The sequence below is a fragment of the Gardnerella sp. c12Ub_1 genome, from assembly GCF_055804375.1.
This window is the reverse complement of sequence record NZ_JANUZC010000001.1, coordinates 779,946-796,240: the sequence shown is the minus strand read 5'-3', so window position 1 is coordinate 796,240 and position 16,295 is coordinate 779,946. Positions and strand designations below refer to the sequence as shown.

16 protein-coding genes are annotated in these 16,295 nt (G+C 44.2%); 10 read left to right on the top strand and 6 right to left on the bottom strand.

The annotated features are described in order from the left end of the window. Nucleotides 1-67: 67 nt before the first annotated feature. From NYP65_RS03190 to gap, 4 genes are all read right to left on the bottom strand, one after another. On the bottom strand, nt 68-838 hold the full coding sequence (locus NYP65_RS03190) for an exonuclease domain-containing protein (RefSeq protein ID WP_116689734.1): 771 nt from the start codon (nt 836-838) through the stop codon (nt 68-70). Between the two features lie 155 nt (nt 839-993). Beyond that, nucleotides 994-1,068 (bottom strand): 50S ribosomal protein bL37, encoded by a 75-nt coding sequence (locus NYP65_RS03185; RefSeq protein ID WP_369803150.1) that lies wholly within the window; start codon nt 1,066-1,068, stop codon nt 994-996. A 69-nt stretch (nt 1,069-1,137) separates the two neighbouring features. Further along, the gene (gene ybaK / locus NYP65_RS03180) at nt 1,138-1,638 is read right to left on the bottom strand and encodes a Cys-tRNA(Pro) deacylase (RefSeq protein ID WP_004130002.1); all 501 of its coding nucleotides are present in this window, start codon (nt 1,636-1,638) and stop codon (nt 1,138-1,140) included. Between the two features lie 95 nt (nt 1,639-1,733). Further along, nucleotides 1,734-2,789: a type I glyceraldehyde-3-phosphate dehydrogenase gene (gap, locus tag NYP65_RS03175; protein ID WP_016636398.1), complete on the bottom strand. Its 1,056-nt coding sequence runs from the start codon at nt 2,787-2,789 to the stop codon at nt 1,734-1,736. Between the two features lie 240 nt (nt 2,790-3,029). Between gap and dcm the strand changes: the two genes are divergently transcribed. Both dcm and NYP65_RS03165 read left to right on the top strand, forming a co-directional pair. Beyond that, entirely contained in the window at nt 3,030-4,421 is a 1,392-nt protein-coding gene (gene dcm, locus NYP65_RS03170; RefSeq protein ID WP_018637527.1) for a DNA (cytosine-5-)-methyltransferase, read from the top strand. A 62-nt stretch (nt 4,422-4,483) separates the two neighbouring features. Next, the gene (locus NYP65_RS03165) at nt 4,484-5,218 is read left to right on the top strand and encodes a PmeII family type II restriction endonuclease (protein WP_004132714.1); all 735 of its coding nucleotides are present in this window, start codon (nt 4,484-4,486) and stop codon (nt 5,216-5,218) included. Nucleotides 5,219-5,241: 23 nt separating this feature from the next. Here NYP65_RS03165 and NYP65_RS03160 read toward each other — a convergent pair whose 3' ends face one another. Next, nucleotides 5,242-5,979, bottom strand: a complete 738-nt coding sequence (locus NYP65_RS03160; RefSeq protein ID WP_116689845.1) for a thiamine diphosphokinase — start codon at nt 5,977-5,979, stop codon at nt 5,242-5,244. Between the two features lie 255 nt (nt 5,980-6,234). On the opposite strand from NYP65_RS03160, the gene infC reads away from it, so the two are divergent. From infC to NYP65_RS03135, 5 genes are all read left to right on the top strand, one after another. Beyond that, complete coding sequence (gene infC / locus NYP65_RS03155) at nt 6,235-7,002, top strand: translation initiation factor IF-3 (protein WP_016636400.1); 768 nt, start codon at nt 6,235-6,237, stop codon at nt 7,000-7,002. After that, the gene (rpmI, locus tag NYP65_RS03150; protein ID WP_004112988.1) at nt 6,983-7,177 is read left to right on the top strand and encodes a 50S ribosomal protein L35; all 195 of its coding nucleotides are present in this window, start codon (nt 6,983-6,985) and stop codon (nt 7,175-7,177) included. Before infC ends, rpmI begins: the two co-directional genes overlap by 20 nt. Before the next feature lie 54 nt (nt 7,178-7,231). Next, nucleotides 7,232-7,615 (top strand): 50S ribosomal protein L20, encoded by a 384-nt coding sequence (gene rplT / locus NYP65_RS03145; protein WP_004114536.1) that lies wholly within the window; start codon nt 7,232-7,234, stop codon nt 7,613-7,615. A gap of 241 nt (nt 7,616-7,856) precedes the next feature. Continuing rightward, nucleotides 7,857-9,266 carry a phosphoglucosamine mutase gene (gene glmM, locus NYP65_RS03140; RefSeq protein WP_101889697.1) on the top strand — a complete coding sequence of 470 codons (1,410 nt, stop codon included), beginning with the start codon at nt 7,857-7,859 and terminating at the stop codon, nt 9,264-9,266. 764 nt (nt 9,267-10,030) lie between these two features. Beyond that, nucleotides 10,031-10,684 (top strand): peptide deformylase, encoded by a 654-nt coding sequence (locus NYP65_RS03135; RefSeq protein WP_004130015.1) that lies wholly within the window; start codon nt 10,031-10,033, stop codon nt 10,682-10,684. Nucleotides 10,685-10,784: 100 nt separating this feature from the next. Here the strand turns inward: NYP65_RS03135 and glnA are convergent, their stop codons facing one another. Beyond that, nucleotides 10,785-12,221: a type I glutamate--ammonia ligase gene (gene glnA / locus NYP65_RS03130; RefSeq protein ID WP_016819218.1), complete on the bottom strand. Its 1,437-nt coding sequence runs from the start codon at nt 12,219-12,221 to the stop codon at nt 10,785-10,787. A gap of 144 nt (nt 12,222-12,365) precedes the next feature. Between glnA and NYP65_RS03125 the strand changes: the two genes are divergently transcribed. From NYP65_RS03125 to NYP65_RS03115, 3 genes are all read left to right on the top strand, one after another. Next, nucleotides 12,366-14,039: an AI-2E family transporter gene (locus tag NYP65_RS03125; protein WP_346284075.1), complete on the top strand. Its 1,674-nt coding sequence runs from the start codon at nt 12,366-12,368 to the stop codon at nt 14,037-14,039. Beyond that, nucleotides 14,036-15,262: a glycosyltransferase family 2 protein gene (locus NYP65_RS03120; RefSeq protein WP_004130024.1), complete on the top strand. Its 1,227-nt coding sequence runs from the start codon at nt 14,036-14,038 to the stop codon at nt 15,260-15,262. The genes NYP65_RS03125 and NYP65_RS03120 overlap by 4 nt, the downstream gene beginning before the upstream one ends. Nucleotides 15,263-15,410: 148 nt before the next feature. Further along, nucleotides 15,411-16,292 (top strand): ABC transporter ATP-binding protein, encoded by an 882-nt coding sequence (locus NYP65_RS03115; protein WP_473410599.1) that lies wholly within the window; start codon nt 15,411-15,413, stop codon nt 16,290-16,292. Nucleotides 16,293-16,295 lie beyond the last annotated feature (3 nt).

Below are 16,295 nucleotides of genomic sequence, written 5' to 3'. Positions count from 1 at the left end.
TGTGCTTATTTTATGTGCGGCTGCTTGCGATTTTTTCGCGCGCAAATTGCACAATAATCGCTACTAATTACAGCCAGTTTCCTTCGCTAGCTGGTCTTCCTTTAGACTTAAGCCAGCTATCAAAGCTTAACTTCCACTTTGCGTAAGCGTCTCGCTGCCAAACCATAATCTCGCATAACTTAAGATTTGCAACATTTTCGTGCAACTCGCTTATAGGCTCAATCAAATCAACTGCAGCAACTGTATCTGCTGTAGCATCGTGAAAATTGCCAATTGGCTCTATTCCATAAAACTGCGTTGTGTATGTAAGTGTGCGTTTGCCAGTTCGCTTAGAAATGGCTCTATCTATAACAAGCGGGTCTACAATAAGCATCTCGCCGCCATTAATTGTGCTTTTTGGGCGATTTTGCAAAGAGTCAAGACTCCATCTTTGCAAATCATGGTTTAGCATTTTAACGTCAAAAGGCGCATTGTATGCAAGAAGTGGAATGTTCTTGCTTTGTGCAAGGCTAATGGCTCTTCCAAGCAATTCGATTTCTTGAGTTGGATCGCCTCCGTTTTCTTGCAAAAACTCGTTTGTAAAGCCGTTTACTTCGCTTGCTTTAGGGTTGATTTGCTTATGCGGGTTTACAAGCCACGTTGCAATAACGTCATTGTTACGTCCACGCGCTGGGTCTCTAAAAACGAGCGTTGCGGAGCATATTGAATCACTGCCAATAATTGCGCCCGTTGTTTCTGTGTCGAAGCCAAGCAGCATTGATTTGCACAATGCTGTGTTTTTATCTTGCTGCGGTGCTTTTTCTAGTGCTTCTAGCAACTCATCTATGTTCTTTGCCATGCAATAATCCTAGAATGCAGCGAAGACCCTTGTGTGCGTTTTTTAGTCGTTTGGTTGTTTGATTAAAAATCGCGTAAACAAAAAACCCACGGTAATAAATCCGTGGGCTTTTAGTTACAAATTTATACGCAAATCAAACGTATTAAGCATTTGCATTAAGCATTTGGCCTTTTGCCGTGATTTGCTGCCTTTTTGCGGCGAGCCTTGCGCTTACGTCCACGCATACCCATAATAAACTCCTAACGATTAAAATGAACAACCTTACGGATTATCGCACGTTGCCACGACGTTTGCTAGCTTTAAGCTAGAATATTTGCCACAGTTGCGTTAAGCAAGCTAACCAAATCGTTTGGATTTAGAACAACGTCTAGTCCGCGCTTTCCTCCAGAAACAAGAATCTCGTCAAAGTGCATAACGCTAGCATCCAGAACGGTTTCGTGATGAGTGCGCTGACCAAATGGACTGATTCCTCCAACAACATAGCCACTTTCTCGTTGAGCTACGTCTGGGCTTGTCATGCTGGCTTTTTTGGCATTTACTGCGCTCGCAATCGCCTTCATGCTTAATCGAGCGTTTACTGGCACAATGCCGACTACGCGCTTTTCGCCTGTGTCTACCATAAGCGTTTTGCAAACTTGCTCTGCGTTTACGCCTAATTTTTGCGCTGCTTCCATGCCGTAGCCGTCATCCATGTGATCTGCATCGTGCTCGTAGTCAACAACGCGGAATGTGATTCCAGCGTTTTCTAGTTGTGCGATTGCTGGCGTTGCTTTGCCTGTTGCAGCATGTTTTTTGCCCATTTTTACCCCCGTGTGCAATGCGTTGCGAAAACCCCCTGCGATGAGTCACCGCAAGGGGTTTGTAGCTTTATTTAGCTTTATTTGTTTCGCTAATTTTACTCAGCAATCTCAGCGAAGTAAAGCAATGTGCGAATCATGTTAGCAGTAAAGCCGTACTCGTTGTCGTAGAAGGTAACGGTACGAGCCAAGGTTACGCCGTCAACAGTGTTAACGTCGGTCTGAGTTGGATCGAAAACGCCACCGTGAGTATCGCCAATAATGTCGGAAGACACAATGCTATCGGCGTTGTAGCCAAAGTAATCGCAGTTTTCGAATGCCTTCTTAAAGGCTTCGTTGATTTCTTCGGTGGTTGCTGGCTTCTCGAGAACAGTAGTCAACTCGGTAACGGATCCATCTGGAACCTGAATACGCTGAGCGTGACCCTGAAGCTTGCCGTTAACCTCTGGAACAACCTTGCCGATTGCCTTAGCAGCACCAGTGGAGTGCTCGATTGTGTTGCAAGCAGCAGAACGGTTGTTGCGTGGCTTGGAGCCGCGTGGGCCGTCGAGAATCATCTGGGTGCCAGTGTAAGCGTGGATAGTGGTCATAAAGCCAGACTTAATGCCCCAATTATCTTGCAAAAGCTTAACCATTGCAGCCATGGAGTTGGTGGTGCAAGAGCCAGCAGACACAATGTTATCGGTTGGCTTTAAGATCTCTTGGTTTACACCAAACACAACGGTTGGGGTGGTTTCGTCTTTAGCAGGAGCAGAGATAAGAACCTTCTTAGCTCCAGCGTTCAAGTGAGCCTGGGACTTTTCTGCAGAAGTGTAGAAACCAGTGCACTCGAGCACGAACTCAACACCATCGTTCTTAACCCATGGAATGTTGTTTGCGTCTTTTTCGGCGTAAACCTTGTAAGTCTTGCCATCTACTACGATTGCGTCTTCGGTGGAAGTCACCTCAACTGGGGTGCCATCGTCGTGGCGGAAAGTGCCATGAGTGCTGTCGTACTTAAGCAAGTAAGCAAGCATTGAAGGAGTGGTCAGATCGTTGATTGCTGCGACTTCAATATCGCCAGCTTGACCGCCACGAGCTTGAAGCTCAAAAATACGACGGAATGCCAAACGGCCGATACGTCCAAAGCCGTTAATACCAATCTTGACTGTCATGTGGGATCTCCCTTGAGTGAAACCTTAACGCACGGTTTTTGCGATTTTTCGCGATTTTTAACAATACGTTTTTGGTCTTCGTTATTTAAACTAACATGTTTATTTTAATGTGCGGTATGTACTACGTTAGTGCATCATTTTGTATTACACTTGCGCAACATTTTGGCCTTCTTTGCTACATTTTGCGTTTCTAAACTAGCTATGTGTATCTAGTATTTTATAGAATCATAACCATTGCATATGCAAAGGTTACAAGAATTGTGGTATGCTGTTTTTATGAAGAAAAGTACGCAAGTCTTAGAAGGTCTAGAGCATAAAGCTAAAGTCACTGTTAATATTATCCCTAGCAAAGATTCAAATGTAACCGCTGGGCAAGCATCGCGTATTATCGGCGTTTCTATAGATACTATACGACGTTGGGCAAAACTGGGACTTTTAATATGTGTTAGGGATTCAAACAACAAACGACTTTTCAAAATTTCAGACTTGGAACGTATTAAAAATCGTTATGAAAATCATAGTGAAAATAAAAAATCTCATTTTTTTGTGTTAAAAAACAATAAAACTCGCTTTACGTCAATTGAGTTATTTGCTGGCGCTGGAGGAACTGCACTAGGAATGAGTAACGCTGGTTTTAATCATTTAATGTTAAATGAGGTAGACAAATATGCGTGTGCAACTTTGCGCAAAAATAATCCTGAATGGAATGTTGTAGAAGAAGATATTCACAATATTGATTTTTCTAAATACAGAGGAAAAGTTGACTTATTGCAAGGTGGTGTTCCTTGTCAAGCGTTTTCGTATGCTGGATTGTCTAAAGGATTTGAAGATTCAAGAGGAACACTTTTCTTTGAATTTGCGCGGGCTATTAAACAAGTTAAGCCAAAAGTATTGATGATGGAAAATGTTCGCGGATTGCTTACTCACGATTCTGGAAAAACCATTATGGTTATGCTAAATACTTTGGATAGTTTGGGCTATAAAGTTGCTTTAAAAGTTTTGCGCGCTCAATTTCTTGACGTTGCTCAAAAGCGTGAGCGATTAGTCATAATCGGAGTTAGAAAAGATTTAGATATTCCGATTTTATTCCCTAAAGAAAACAGTGATGTTCTTACATTATGGGATGCAATAGGAGAGTGCCCAAAATCAGAGGGTGCAACGTATCCAGAAAGCAAGAAGAAGGTTTTAGACTTAGTGCCTCCTGGAGGCTATTGGCGTGATCTTCCTTTGGATGTTCAAAAAGATTACATGAAGGGTTCGTTCAATTTGCCAGGCGGAAAAACTGGTATGGCAAGGCGACTCTCGTGGAATGAGCCGTCACTAACTCTCACATGTTCTCCAGCACAAAGGCAAACAGAAAGATGTCATCCAGCTGAAACTAGACCATTAACGGTAAGAGAATATGCTCGCATTCAATCTTTTCCAGATAGTTGGGAATTTGAAGGCAGTATGGCAAGCAAATACAAGCAGATAGGCAATGCTGTTCCTTGCAATCTTGCTTATCATGTTGGTAGAGCAATAATTGCTATGCTAAGTGGCGAAAATAGAGAGTTGTTTAGAGATATTAAGCCTGTTGATTTATCGAATATAACTACCGATGAATTAAAATCTCAAGCCTTATCTATGTTATAATTTTCCAATACAAAATTCGGCATGTTAGCCTGTTTGTTTTGTGAATAGTCAAGGGAGATTTTATGTTTTCAGATATTGAAAGAAAGAATATTTTAAGCCAGATTTCATCTTTTTTTGATAAGCAAGTAATAGAAAATCATGTAAAAAACACCGAAAAACTTGTTGATATAAAGAAGATCAGCTTTAATCCATTCTTAATAGCATATCTTTCTAGATTTGCTTTTGGTGATGCATCGCCGCGTTCAATTGCTAAGGCAATTTTATATCCTAGAGTTCTTGGAACTTCTATTTCTACATCTTTTGGTTCTGCAATACAAAAGTTGAGTTCTCAAGTTTTGAGTGGATTTGCGTCTACAACATCTGGAATAGATATTGAATATAAAGATAGTTTTACAAATCGTCATATTTATTGTCAGTTAAAATCTGGTCCAGAAACAATTAATAAAGATGATGTAAAAACAATATGTGACCATTTTAAAGATTTAGCAAGATTGGCTAAAACAAATGGATCTAAAGATATAAATCCATTAACTGATTGCGTAGTTGGTATTTTGTATGGTTCCAGAGAAGATTTATCGGCGAATTATAAGAGGATTGAAGCTGAAGGTTATACTGTAAAAATTGGCCAAGAATTTTGGGAATCTTTTACTGGAGATAAAGATTTCTACAACGATCTAATAGAAACTATTACAACTGTTAATAACAACAAGATTAATCACGTTTTAGAAAATACTGTAGAAAAATTAGCCAAAAGTATATCGGAAAACAGCAGCATGATTCCTGGAATTGAAATGTAGGCCAATAAAATGTAAGCCAAAAACTACTTTGGCGAAACAGCTAGAGCGCTCGACACACTAGCGTTTACATCTCCCAAATCGCCAACTGGTCGCTTAAACCAGCTAACTTGCGGCAGTGGAGCGTCTATAGGGAATGTGATTACAAGAGTGCCTTCGTGAACGTCAATATGCGCAGGAGTGTCGTTTAGTAACTCGTTGCTTAGGCCTTGAACGGCATCGCCATACATAGTTGCGTGCTGAAGTTGATATTTAAGCCCAATCTCGTTTACATCGCTAGAAACAGGCGTGTGTGAGAATACAGAAACCATTCGGCCTTCGGGGCCGCCTGACGCAGGAAAGTCGAGGGAACCGTTGTGAATTGCTGTAACAATCGTGCCGTCTCCATACAAGAATCCAATTCCGCCTCTAACTGCAAGTCGAACCATAAGCTGAATATTGGAAATCGTGTGATCAACACGGCCGCCTAAGCCGCCAAAAATATGGAATTCTCTAGAGCCTTTAGACCAGCCAACTTTAAGAGCAGAAAGCAAATCTGGGTCATCTTTTTCGGCAGGAAGTCGCGTAATCGCAGCGTCTGTTGGGAGTTTTAATCGCACGGAGTCAAAGTCGCCAATTAGAGCATCAACGTGTAAACCAAGTCTGCACGCATGATCCCAGCCACCATCGGCTGCAATAGTTAAAGCGCGATCAGGAACGTGTTCGCGCGTATGGTCGTAATAATCTCCAGCTGCTAAAACAACGCAGCGCTTCAAAGGCTCCATAGTCATATAATATCGCGCGCGCGGAATTGCGATTATATCGCGTGTTTTGTTGCGGCTTCTTGAGATTTAATGCGACTTGTTTAGTATTTTTGAGCATGTTTGACTATTGTCAAGGCTTCAAGTAGAATAGACATTTGGCTTGAGTAATCAAGAAAGTGGTATATCCCACCTGGAAGCCTAAAGGGTTTCGGGTTCATGACTTCGGTCACGTAGCAATATGCTTGCTATAGCGCTATTCTTGAGCGCATTTGATTGATGTTTGAACTTGAATTTATCTTTGACCTTTTGGTGCGCTGTTCCACTGTTTTAACAAGGATTGGAGTCATCATTAGCGACGAACCACGCATTAACGAAGAGATTCGCGTCTCACAAGTACGCCTTATCGGTCCGAAAGGCGAGCAGGTGGGTGTTATTGCGACCTCGGTAGCGTTGAACCTAGCAAAGGAAGCAAACCTCGATCTTGTAGAGGTTGCGCCTACTGCTAAGCCTCCTGTAGCCAAGCTTATTGACTACGGTAAGTACAAGTACAACGAGAAGATTAAGGCTCGTGAAGCGCGTCGTAATCAAAGTACGGCCGAGATTAAGGAAATTCGTTTCCGACTCAAGATTGACGATCACGATTTCGACGTTAAGAAGGGTCATGTTCTTCGATTCCTAAATGGTGGAGACAAAGTAAAAGTCACCATTATGCTGCGTGGCCGCGAACAGTCGAGGCCTGTAGGCGGAGTTGAGTTATTGCGTAGGCTTGCAGATGAGGTTTCCGAAAGTGGAACCGTGGAGTTTGCCCCTAAGCAAGAGGGTCGTAACATAATAATGACTCTCGCGCCTAAGGGTAAAAAGATTCATACTCAGTCTGAGCAGCGTCGTAGAGGCGCTGAATCGCGCGCAGAGCGTCAAGCTCGTCAAGCAGCACGACTTGCGGCAAAGCAAGGAGCTCAGGCAGCGGCCGATGTGTCCGCAAAAGCTTCTGTAGAATCTGATCAGAATCATAAGGAGGGCAGCAATGCCGAAGATGAAAACTAATTCCGCAGCGTCCAAGCGCGTTCGCCTCACCGGCACTGGTAAGGTAATGCACGATGGTAGCGCAATGCGCCACAACTTGGAGCATAAGTCTGCTCGTAAGCGTCGTGCTTTGTCTGCAGATAAGGTTTTAGCTACAGCACAGAGCAAGAATTTGAAGGGCTTGCTAGCTAAGTAAGTGCAGTAAAACGAAGACGCAATTAAAAATTTTTAAGAAAGCTGAGGAATACTTATGGCACGAGTAAAACGCGCAGTTAATGCTCACAAGAAGCGTCGCGTTGTTCTTGATAGGGCTTCGGGTTATCGCGGTCAGCGTTCCCGCCTTTATCGCAAGGCAAAGGAACAGCTGCTTCACTCATTTACTTATAACTTCCGCGACCGCAAGGCTCGCAAGGGCGACTTCCGCAAGTTGTGGATTCAGCGCATTAACGCTGCTGTTCGCGCAGAAGGAATCACCTACAACCGCTTTATTCAGGGCTTGCGCTTAGCTGGCATCGAATTGGATCGCCGCGCTTTGGCCGAGCTTGCTGTTAGCGATGTTGAAACCTTTAAGGCAATCGTCGAAGCTGCTAAGGCTGCTTTGCCTGCAGATGTTAATGCTCCAGTAGAGGCCTGATTTTAGATTATCGGTTTTATTGAGTGATTTAATCACTTTAAGCATTAAATAGCATTAAATATTAAGTCCGTCTTTTTAGGCGGACTTAATTGTTTTTGTGCATATATTAGATTCATAACCTGGTTTTGTGTTTAATTATTAAGTGCTTAAGTCGTAGGGTGAAACTGTGGCGCGTCTAGCGCATTGCAGAGTAAAATGGAATGCAGTGTGTTTTTTGAAATCTAATTGAAAGAGTCTGATTATGCCAAATATGTTCGGTACCGATGGCGTTAGAGGATTAGCAAATCGCGATTTGACTGCACAATTAGCGTTAGATTTAGGCGATGCTGCCGTCCGTGTTTTAGGAGAAACGCATAGCAGCGATTCAAATAGCGAAGATACAGGGAAGAAAATGCACGCTAGGAGAAGGGCGCTGGTTGGTCGCGATACTCGCGTTTCTGGCGATTTTCTAGCGTCCGCTTTGGCAGCAGGCATGAGTGCAGGCGGATTTGACGTTATAGACGCTGGCATAATCCCAACTCCTGGCGTGGCCTTTTTAACTTCTGTGCTAAACGTAGAGATGGGTGCAGTAATATCTGCTTCGCATAATCCAATGCCAGATAATGGAATCAAGTTCTTTGCGCGTGGCGGTTTTAAGCTTCCAGACAGTAAAGAGGACGAGATTGAAGCAGTTTTAGGCAAGGATTGGCAGCGTCCTACGGGCAGCGGTGTTGGGCGAATCAGTCACGATACCACTACAGCTACGAATCTTTACATTGATCATCTTGTTTCTTCTGTAGCGCCTTTAAGCAGTGAGTCTTCTACTCGTCCTAAGCCTCTTGCAGGTCTTAGAGTAGTGGCAGATTGCGCAAATGGCGCAACGTCTGTAGTGGCTCCAGAAGCATTGCGCAGGGCTGGCGCAGAAGTGATTGTTATTAACGCTTCTCCAGATGGGTACAACATTAACGATCACGCGGGTTCCACGCATCCCGAGCAGTTGCAAGCCATGGTTAAGGCGTCTAAGGCCGATTTAGGAGTAGCTTTCGACGGAGATGCAGACCGATGCTTGGCTGTAGACGAAAACGGAAACATGGTTAATGGCGACCAAATTATGGGCATTCTTGCGCGTTCTAAGAAGGCCGAAGGCAAGCTGAACCATAATACTCTTGTTGTTACTGTAATGAGCAATCTTGGATTAAAGCTTGCGCTAAAAGACATGGGTATTTCTACTGTTCAAACAAGCGTTGGAGACCGCTACGTTCTAGAAGAGATGCTTAGAGGCGATTATTCTCTTGGCGGAGAGCAGTCTGGGCATGTGATTAATCGCGAGTTTGCAACCACGGGAGATGGCACTCTTACAGCGCTTACGTTGTGCCGCGAAGTTGTGCGCGAAGGCAAGAAGCTTTCGCAAATGGCTGCCGACTTCCCACAACTTCCGCAATGCTTAGTAAATGTGCCGAATGTAGATAAGATGGCGTCTAAGACAAATGCTGCTGTTCTTAATGCTGTAGAGAAGGAAAGTGCGCTTTTGGGAGACACGGGTCGCGTTCTTCTTAGACCAAGCGGAACGGAGCCACTTGTGCGCGTTATGTGCGAAGCTGCAACGCAAGAGCAAGCAGATGAGGTTTGCGCACGACTTGCACAAGTTGTAACGGATAATCTTAAGTTGTAGTTTTCCGCGCTGTACCGCGCGAACGACATTCTCCTTATTCGGTATTGCGCGAGGTTTGAGTATTTCTCTCCTCGCAGGCGCGCCAACCTGCCTTCGAGCTTAGAGCGTAGCGCGAGAAGGCAATTTGGCGCGCTGAGCCGCTCAAACGTAAAGTCCAGTGGACTTTACGTGCGGCGAAGACGTTCGCGCGCTTAGACCGCGCGAACGAAACACTTTTGCGTATAGTTTATGAATGTTAATATTCTAGGGTTTTAGGTTTTAGTACGGCGCTATTTATTGCTCGTAGAGAAATACATCAAACCTTCTGGATATCTAGGACTTTTGCGTGGCTTTCATAGCCGAGATTCTCGATTTTTCTTGCTGCTTCAGCGAATCACCATGAAGGACTGCGAATCGACTTACATGAGCGCTTAAAGCGTAGCGCGCGAATGCACTTCGATTCGCTGAGCTTGCTCAAAGTTGAAAGCACGGTGTGCTTTCAATGCAAGCGAAGACGTTCGCGCGCTGTAACGCGCGAACGAAACGCTTCATCCGCTGCGAAAAATCTCGAATCTCTACCTAGCTTGGCGTAACCTACGTAATGACACGACATGCCTTCGCGCATTTTCTTGTTCGACACGCTGATTAGGACTACAAAAAGCGGATAATCTTGATATACTAGCTCTTTTGGTATTGTTGTTGATATATACGCCATTAGCAATAGTCGAATTTAGATTTATAGATTGCTTTAGAAGTTTTATGAATCGCATGGGTAAAGGAGTCCTATGTTTACGCATCACGCAAGTGTCGATACTAAGCTTAGCCGCGCAGTAGAGCGACTTTTGGATTCTGCTACAGAAGATGGTGTTTTGTCGATTGTTCAAGCAGGGGAGCCTGTTTTAAGGCAGCGCACGGTTGCTTACGATGGTCAGCTTACGCGCGCAACGCTTAACAAGCTTATTTCGCTTATGCACAGCACTATGCTAGACGCTCCAGGTGTTGGTTTGGCTGCGCCGCAAATCGGGCTTGGATTAGCGATTGCGGTTGTAGAAGATCACGTTAGAGACGACGAAGACGACCCTAGAGATATTGCGGAATTGCCATTTAGAGCGATTATTAATCCGCACTATGAGCCAATTGGCACGCAAACGCGCAGTTTTTACGAGGGCTGCTTAAGTGTTGCAGGGTATCAAGCTGTTCGTCAGCGCTGGCTAGACATTCAAGCCACTTGGCAAGACGAGGATGGAAAGCAGCATTCGCAGCGCTTGCACGGTTGGCCAGCGCGAATCTTCCAGCACGAGACGGATCATTTACGCGGTGAGCTTTACATTGATCGCGCAGAAATGCGCTCGCTTTCTAGCGACGAAAACCTTGAGGATTATTGGGCAGATGAGGCAGTTCCTGTAAACGCTGCTAGAACACTCGGATTTGCGATTTAAAATAAAAGACTAATGTAAATTAAAATCCCCCACAAGTTTTCTTGCGGGGGATTTGCTTATCGCTTATCGCGAGTTATTACGCATTGTTACGTAGTTGCTATCAGATGTGGAAGTAAAGCTCGTACTCAAGTGGCGTTGGAGCCAAACGAGCCATGTCCATCTCTTCGTGCTTTAGATTAAGCCAAGTCTCAATCAAGTCGCTAGTAAACACATCTCCTTGCATAAGGAAGTCGTGATCTTCTTCCAAAGCTTGCAAAGCTTCACCAAGCGAAGAAGGAACCTGCTTAATGCCGTCGTGCTCTTCTGGTGGAAGCTCGTAAAGATCTTTATCAACAGGAGCAGGAGGCTCAATGTGGTTCATAATGCCGTCTAAGCCAGCCATAAGCTGAGCAGAGAACGCCAAGAACGGGTTGCAAGAAGGATCTGGCGCGCGGAACTCAATACGCTTAGCAGCAGGAGCTTCTCCAGCAAGAGGAATACGAATAGCTGCAGAACGGTTACGAGCCGAGTAGACCAAGTTTACAGGAGCTTCGTAGCCTGGAACAAGACGGTGGTAAGAGTTAAGCGAAGGATTCGTAAAAGCGAGCACAGAAGACGCGTGCTTAATAAGGCCGCCAATGTACCAACGCGCAATATCGGAAAGCTGAGCATAACCAGTTTCCGCATAGAACAATGGCTTGCCATCCTTCCAAAGCGACTGATGGCAGTGCATACCAGTGCCGTTGTCTCCAGCAATTGGTTTAGGCATAAACGTTGCAGCCTTGCCAGCCAAAGCAGCAGTCTCGTGAACAACGTACTTGTACTTCATTAAGTCGTCGCCAGCGTGAACAAGCGTGTTGTAACGGTAGTTGATTTCCTGCTGACCTGCGCCGCCAACCTCGTGGTGAGAGCGCTCAAGAATCAAACCAACCTTTTGCAAATTGTAAACCATGTCGTCGCGCAAGTCTTGATTGTGATCAACAGGTGGAACAGGGAAGTAGCCGTGCTTTACGCGATTCTTAAAACCAATGTTGTTGCTGCCATCGTCTTCGGTGTCTATGCCAGAATTCCATGGAGCCTCGTTGGAATCCACCTCGTAGAAGGAACGCTGCATATCGTTTGCAAAACGCACCTTGTCGAAAATAAAGAACTCGGCTTCTGGAGCAAAGCTTGCGGTATCGGCAATGCCAGTGGCCTTTAAGTAGGCTTCGGCTTTAATTGCCACTTGGCGAGGATCCCTAGAATAAGGCTCGTCTGTTACAGGATCCACAATCGAAAAAGCAACGTTCAAAGTCTTGTGCTTGCGGAATGGGTCAATGTAAGCGGTGTCTACGTCTGGAATAAGCTTCATATCGGACTCGTTAATAGCCTGGAATCCTTGCATAGAAGAGCCGTCGAAGGCCATTCCATCTGTAAATGCGCTGTTTAAGAACTCGCTTGCAGGCACAGTAAAATGCTGCTGAACGCCAATCAAATCAGTAAATCGAACAGATACGTACTCAATGCCTTCTTGCTTAATCAAAGCCTCGGCATCTTCTTTAGTTTGCAAAGTGGTCATGCCACGATCCTTTCATAAAAATCTCAGTAAATAGTTTAGATTGTTGTATATGATTTTGGATTTCAGCGACTCGACTATCTGGTTACGATTGTGTTACACGCTTTGTTGATTGTGTTACACGCTTTGTAAAGTACAATGGAATTTATGACAAATAAAGAAAACTACGAAAGCCGTATGGATAGCAACGGCACAAGAGCCAAAATCGACTTGGCTTCGATTTTTCCAGCTAAGGGAGATAATCGCAGGCCTCCTGATTGGCTAAGTCGCGCGCTTATGTATGCTGTAATCGCCGCGTTTGTTGCGATTTTTGTTTGGTTTGCGTGGGGAAGTATAGCTTTTATAGTTTTCGACGTTGTAATCTCCATTTTTATAGCTCTTGCAATTGAGCCACTTGTTATGCGCCTTATAAAACACGGTTGGAGTAGGGCTTTTGCGTCTTTGGCAAGCTTGGTTGGGGTGCTTGTGGTTATTATTTTGCTTCTTGTTCTTTTTGGTAATCTTTTTGTGCAACAAGCTGTTTCTATGGTTCTTGGTTTGCCTGATTTATACAACCAATTCGCTCATTTTGTGCTAAATTCTACTGGTTTTAAGATGCCAAATATTGAGCAGCTTGGAATGGAGATTTTGCGCAACATTCAAACATCGTGGGTTGTTGATTTTGGTGGTTTTGCGCTTAATACTACTTGGGGTTTGATGGCCGCTTTGCTTGATTTGCTTACCATTTTGATGGTTACTTATTATATTTCGGCTGCAGGTCCTGCAATGCGTAGAAGCGTGTGCCGCTTGCTGAATCCTAAGTCTCAAAGGCGATTTTTGTTTATATGGTCGGTTGTTCAAGAGCAAATATCGAGCTTCTTGTTCTCGCGCACAATTTTGGCTGCGATTAATGCAACGGGTACTGCGATTTTCCTAATATTTATGAAAGTTCCGTATTGGCTTCCGCTTGCGCTGTTCTGCGGAATTGTTTCGCAATTTGTGCCTACGATTGGTACGTATTTGGGCGGAGCTTTGCCAATTGTGTTTGCTTGGGGTTCCAACGGTTTTGCATCCGCTTTGGCTGTTCTTATTTTTGTTACGATTTATCAGCAGATTGAAAACATGGTGATTTCTCCTAAGATTTCCGAAAAAACTATGGACTTAAATCCTGCTGTAGCATTTTTGTCGGTGTTGGTAATGGGTGCTGTTTTTGGAGCTCTTGGCGCGTTTTTGGCTCTTCCTGTTACTGCCAGCTTGCAAGCTATTCTTAAAGTTTGCACAAAGCAGTATAAGCTTGTTGATTCTCCATTAATGAACGATCCAAAGCCTAATCGAAAGTCGATTATGGTTACGAGTGTTGAAGCGATTGGTAATAGTTTTGTAAAGCCTGTTAAAGACAAGGTTCTTCGAGTTATGAAAGGCTCGTCTTCTAGAGTTTCGATTAATGAAGACATTATGTATTGGTATAAGCAGGCCTATGTTTCTTCTAGTGATTCTAGCCTTTCTTCTAGTGATTCTAGTGATTCTAGTGAAAGTCAAAATTCTCAAGAAGATTCTGGATATATTGCTACTATGGCGATTTCGCGCGATGTTCTAGATGCAGTTAATCGCGATATTGCTAAGAAGCGCGCGGAAAATGCGGATTTGGATAGTGGGCAAGCGGATCGCGAATCGCAAGCAGCTGACGGGTCGCATGCAAATGCTAAAGATAAGTCGCAAGCAACCAATCAAGATAAGGAACAATTAAAGTCAAAAACAAATAAATCTGCTACAATTCCAAACGAAAGTAAAAACAAAAAATCGAACACAAACACGAATCCACGAAGCGGGTGGAATAAATGATTCTTTTGTCTATTTTCGACGTTTTAGTAATCATAATCGGCGTTAGCAGCGTTATTTACCAAGGCGTTTGCGCAGTGGCGTCGCTTGTTGCAAAGCCAGTAGTGTTTCCGAATGCTCCAATGGACAAGCATTACGCGGTTTTAATATCTGCGCGAAATGAGGAAGCTGTAATCGGCAATCTTATAGAGTGCATACAGCATCAAACTTATAATCAACAGCTAATAGATATTTGGCTAGTTGCCGACAATTGCACAGACAGCACGGCGCAAGTTGGAAGAAAGTATGGGTGCAATGTTATAGAGCGATTCGATAAGCAGCATATTGGCAAGGGTTACGCGCTTAGCTACCTTTTGGACCACATAATGGAGCTTGGAAAAGACAAAGATTACGACGCATACTTTGTTTTTGACGCCGACAATAAGCTGGATTTGCACTATTTTGAAGAGATGAATAAGGGATTCCACGCAGGGTATCAGATTTTAACAAGCTACAGAAATTCTGTTAACTTATCGGATAATTGGGTGTCTTCTGGGTCGGCATTGTGGTTTATACGCGAATCGCGATTTACTAACAATTCGCGCATGCTTTTTGGATCTAGCTGCCATGCAGGCGGAACGGGATTCATGTTTTCGCGTGAGATTATGCACAGAAATCGTGGGTGGAAGTTCCACCTGCTTACCGAAGATCTTGAGTTTACAATGGACTCGATTTTGCACGGCGACAAAGTGGGTTATTGCGGGTCGGCGGTTCTTTACGACGAGCAGCCCGTATCGTTTAGGCAAAGCTGGAGGCAAAGGCTGCGCTGGAGTAAGGGCTTCTTGCAAGTGTTTAGATATTACGGAGCGGCTCTTATACGCCATGGAATTCGCGAACGCGATTTTTCGTCGGTTGATTTTACGCTTATGCTTTGCCCGTTTATGGTGCTTGCGATTATTCGCCTTATACTCGGATTTATCTTTGCAGCATTTGGATTTGTTACGTGGGCAAGTCAGATTGATTCAACGCTTAGCTTTATAACAACTACTGTTACAAGCGTTTTGGGCATGATGGTGTTTGTTTCGCTTACTATTCTTGTAGAACACGATAAGCTTGGAGCCACTAACAAAGAGCTTTTTGCGTACGTTCTTAGCTTCCCGATTTTTATGCTTTCGTATGTGCCGATTGCGTTCCAAGCTGTGTTCTCTAAGAGCGAGTGGAAGCCGATTCATCACACGGGGCGGTAGTTTTGCTGCGTTCTGCGCGAACGACATGACCTGCCTCGTAGTGTGTTTATACGCAATATATGAGATAATAGAATCCTTGGTGTAAACGTGCGATTGCGCAATTAATGTGGCGCAATACGTGCGTTTATCTGTATGTTGCGAGGTTTATATGGTGGATTCTGTTCCTTCTGCAAATGTGTCTGGCAGTGTTCCAGTTTTTGGCGTAAACACTTATTCGAGTGATAGTAGTGCAGAAGTTCCAGCTGTTTCTATTCGCGGATTTGTTAAGACTTTTGGCAAGAAAGTTGCTGTAGATAATCTTTCGCTAGATATTCCAGCAGGATCCTTCTATGGATTAGTAGGCCCTAATGGTGCTGGCAAAACTACTACGATTAAAATGCTTACGGGCTTGCTTATGCCAGATGCTGGCTCGGCTTCGATTTTTGGCAACGATGTTTGGAGTGACGTAAATAGCGCTAAGCGCGCAATCGGTTTAATGCCTCAAGCAGACGAGATTTTTAAGACAATTACTGGCCTTCAGCTTTTAACATATGCTGGCATGCTTCGCGATATGAGTCGCGCGGAATCTGTAAAGCGCGCGAACGACTTGCTTTCTGCTTTCGACTTAACAGAAGCTGCAAACACTATGGTTTCGGACTATTCAACTGGTATGACTAAGAAGATTTGCCTTGCAACAGCTATGATTCACAGCCCTCGCGTGCTTGTGTTGGACGAGCCTTTTGAGGCAGTGGATCCTGTTTCTAGCGCAAATTTGAAGGATATTCTCGCCGAGTATGTTTCTACTGGCGGAACGGTGATTATTTCTTCGCACGTTATGGAATTGGTTGAAAAAATGTGCTCGCACGTGGCAATCATTAACGAAGGTCATGTTGCGGCTGCTGGCTCTCTTGAAGAAGTTGCTCAAGGCAAGAATCTTGAAGATCGCTTTATGGAGCTTGTTGGCGGACGTCACGCTGCTGCACGCATCGACTGGCTTAATGGCGGTAAATCTGATAACGATCCTGCATCTTCCACCAATTTCAACGCTTAAAAA

Bases quoted from the DNA above. Each gene is read 5' to 3' on its own strand.
- NYP65_RS03115 (WP_473410599.1), top strand. From the start codon at position 15,411: ATGGTGGATTCTGTTCCTTCTGCAAATGTGTCTGGCAGTGTTCCAGTT.
- glnA (WP_016819218.1), bottom strand. From the start codon at position 12,221: ATGACCACTTTGCAAACTAAAGAAGATGCCGAGGCTTTGATTAAGCAA.
- NYP65_RS03135 (WP_004130015.1), top strand. From the start codon at position 10,031: ATGTTTACGCATCACGCAAGTGTCGATACTAAGCTTAGCCGCGCAGTA.
- dcm (WP_018637527.1), top strand. From the start codon at position 3,030: ATGCAAAGGTTACAAGAATTGTGGTATGCTGTTTTTATGAAGAAAAGT.
- NYP65_RS03165 (WP_004132714.1), top strand. From the start codon at position 4,484: ATGTTTTCAGATATTGAAAGAAAGAATATTTTAAGCCAGATTTCATCT.
- NYP65_RS03125 (WP_346284075.1), top strand. From the start codon at position 12,366: ATGACAAATAAAGAAAACTACGAAAGCCGTATGGATAGCAACGGCACA.
- NYP65_RS03190 (WP_116689734.1), bottom strand. From the start codon at position 838: ATGGCAAAGAACATAGATGAGTTGCTAGAAGCACTAGAAAAAGCACCG.
- NYP65_RS03120 (WP_004130024.1), top strand. From the start codon at position 14,036: ATGATTCTTTTGTCTATTTTCGACGTTTTAGTAATCATAATCGGCGTT.
- rpmI (WP_004112988.1), top strand. From the start codon at position 6,983: ATGCCGAAGATGAAAACTAATTCCGCAGCGTCCAAGCGCGTTCGCCTC.
- glmM (WP_101889697.1), top strand. From the start codon at position 7,857: ATGCCAAATATGTTCGGTACCGATGGCGTTAGAGGATTAGCAAATCGC.
- NYP65_RS03160 (WP_116689845.1), bottom strand. From the start codon at position 5,979: ATGGAGCCTTTGAAGCGCTGCGTTGTTTTAGCAGCTGGAGATTATTAC.
- ybaK (WP_004130002.1), bottom strand. From the start codon at position 1,638: ATGGGCAAAAAACATGCTGCAACAGGCAAAGCAACGCCAGCAATCGCA.
- rplT (WP_004114536.1), top strand. From the start codon at position 7,232: ATGGCACGAGTAAAACGCGCAGTTAATGCTCACAAGAAGCGTCGCGTT.
- infC (WP_016636400.1), top strand. From the start codon at position 6,235: ATGTTTGAACTTGAATTTATCTTTGACCTTTTGGTGCGCTGTTCCACT.
- gap (WP_016636398.1), bottom strand. From the start codon at position 2,789: ATGACAGTCAAGATTGGTATTAACGGCTTTGGACGTATCGGCCGTTTG.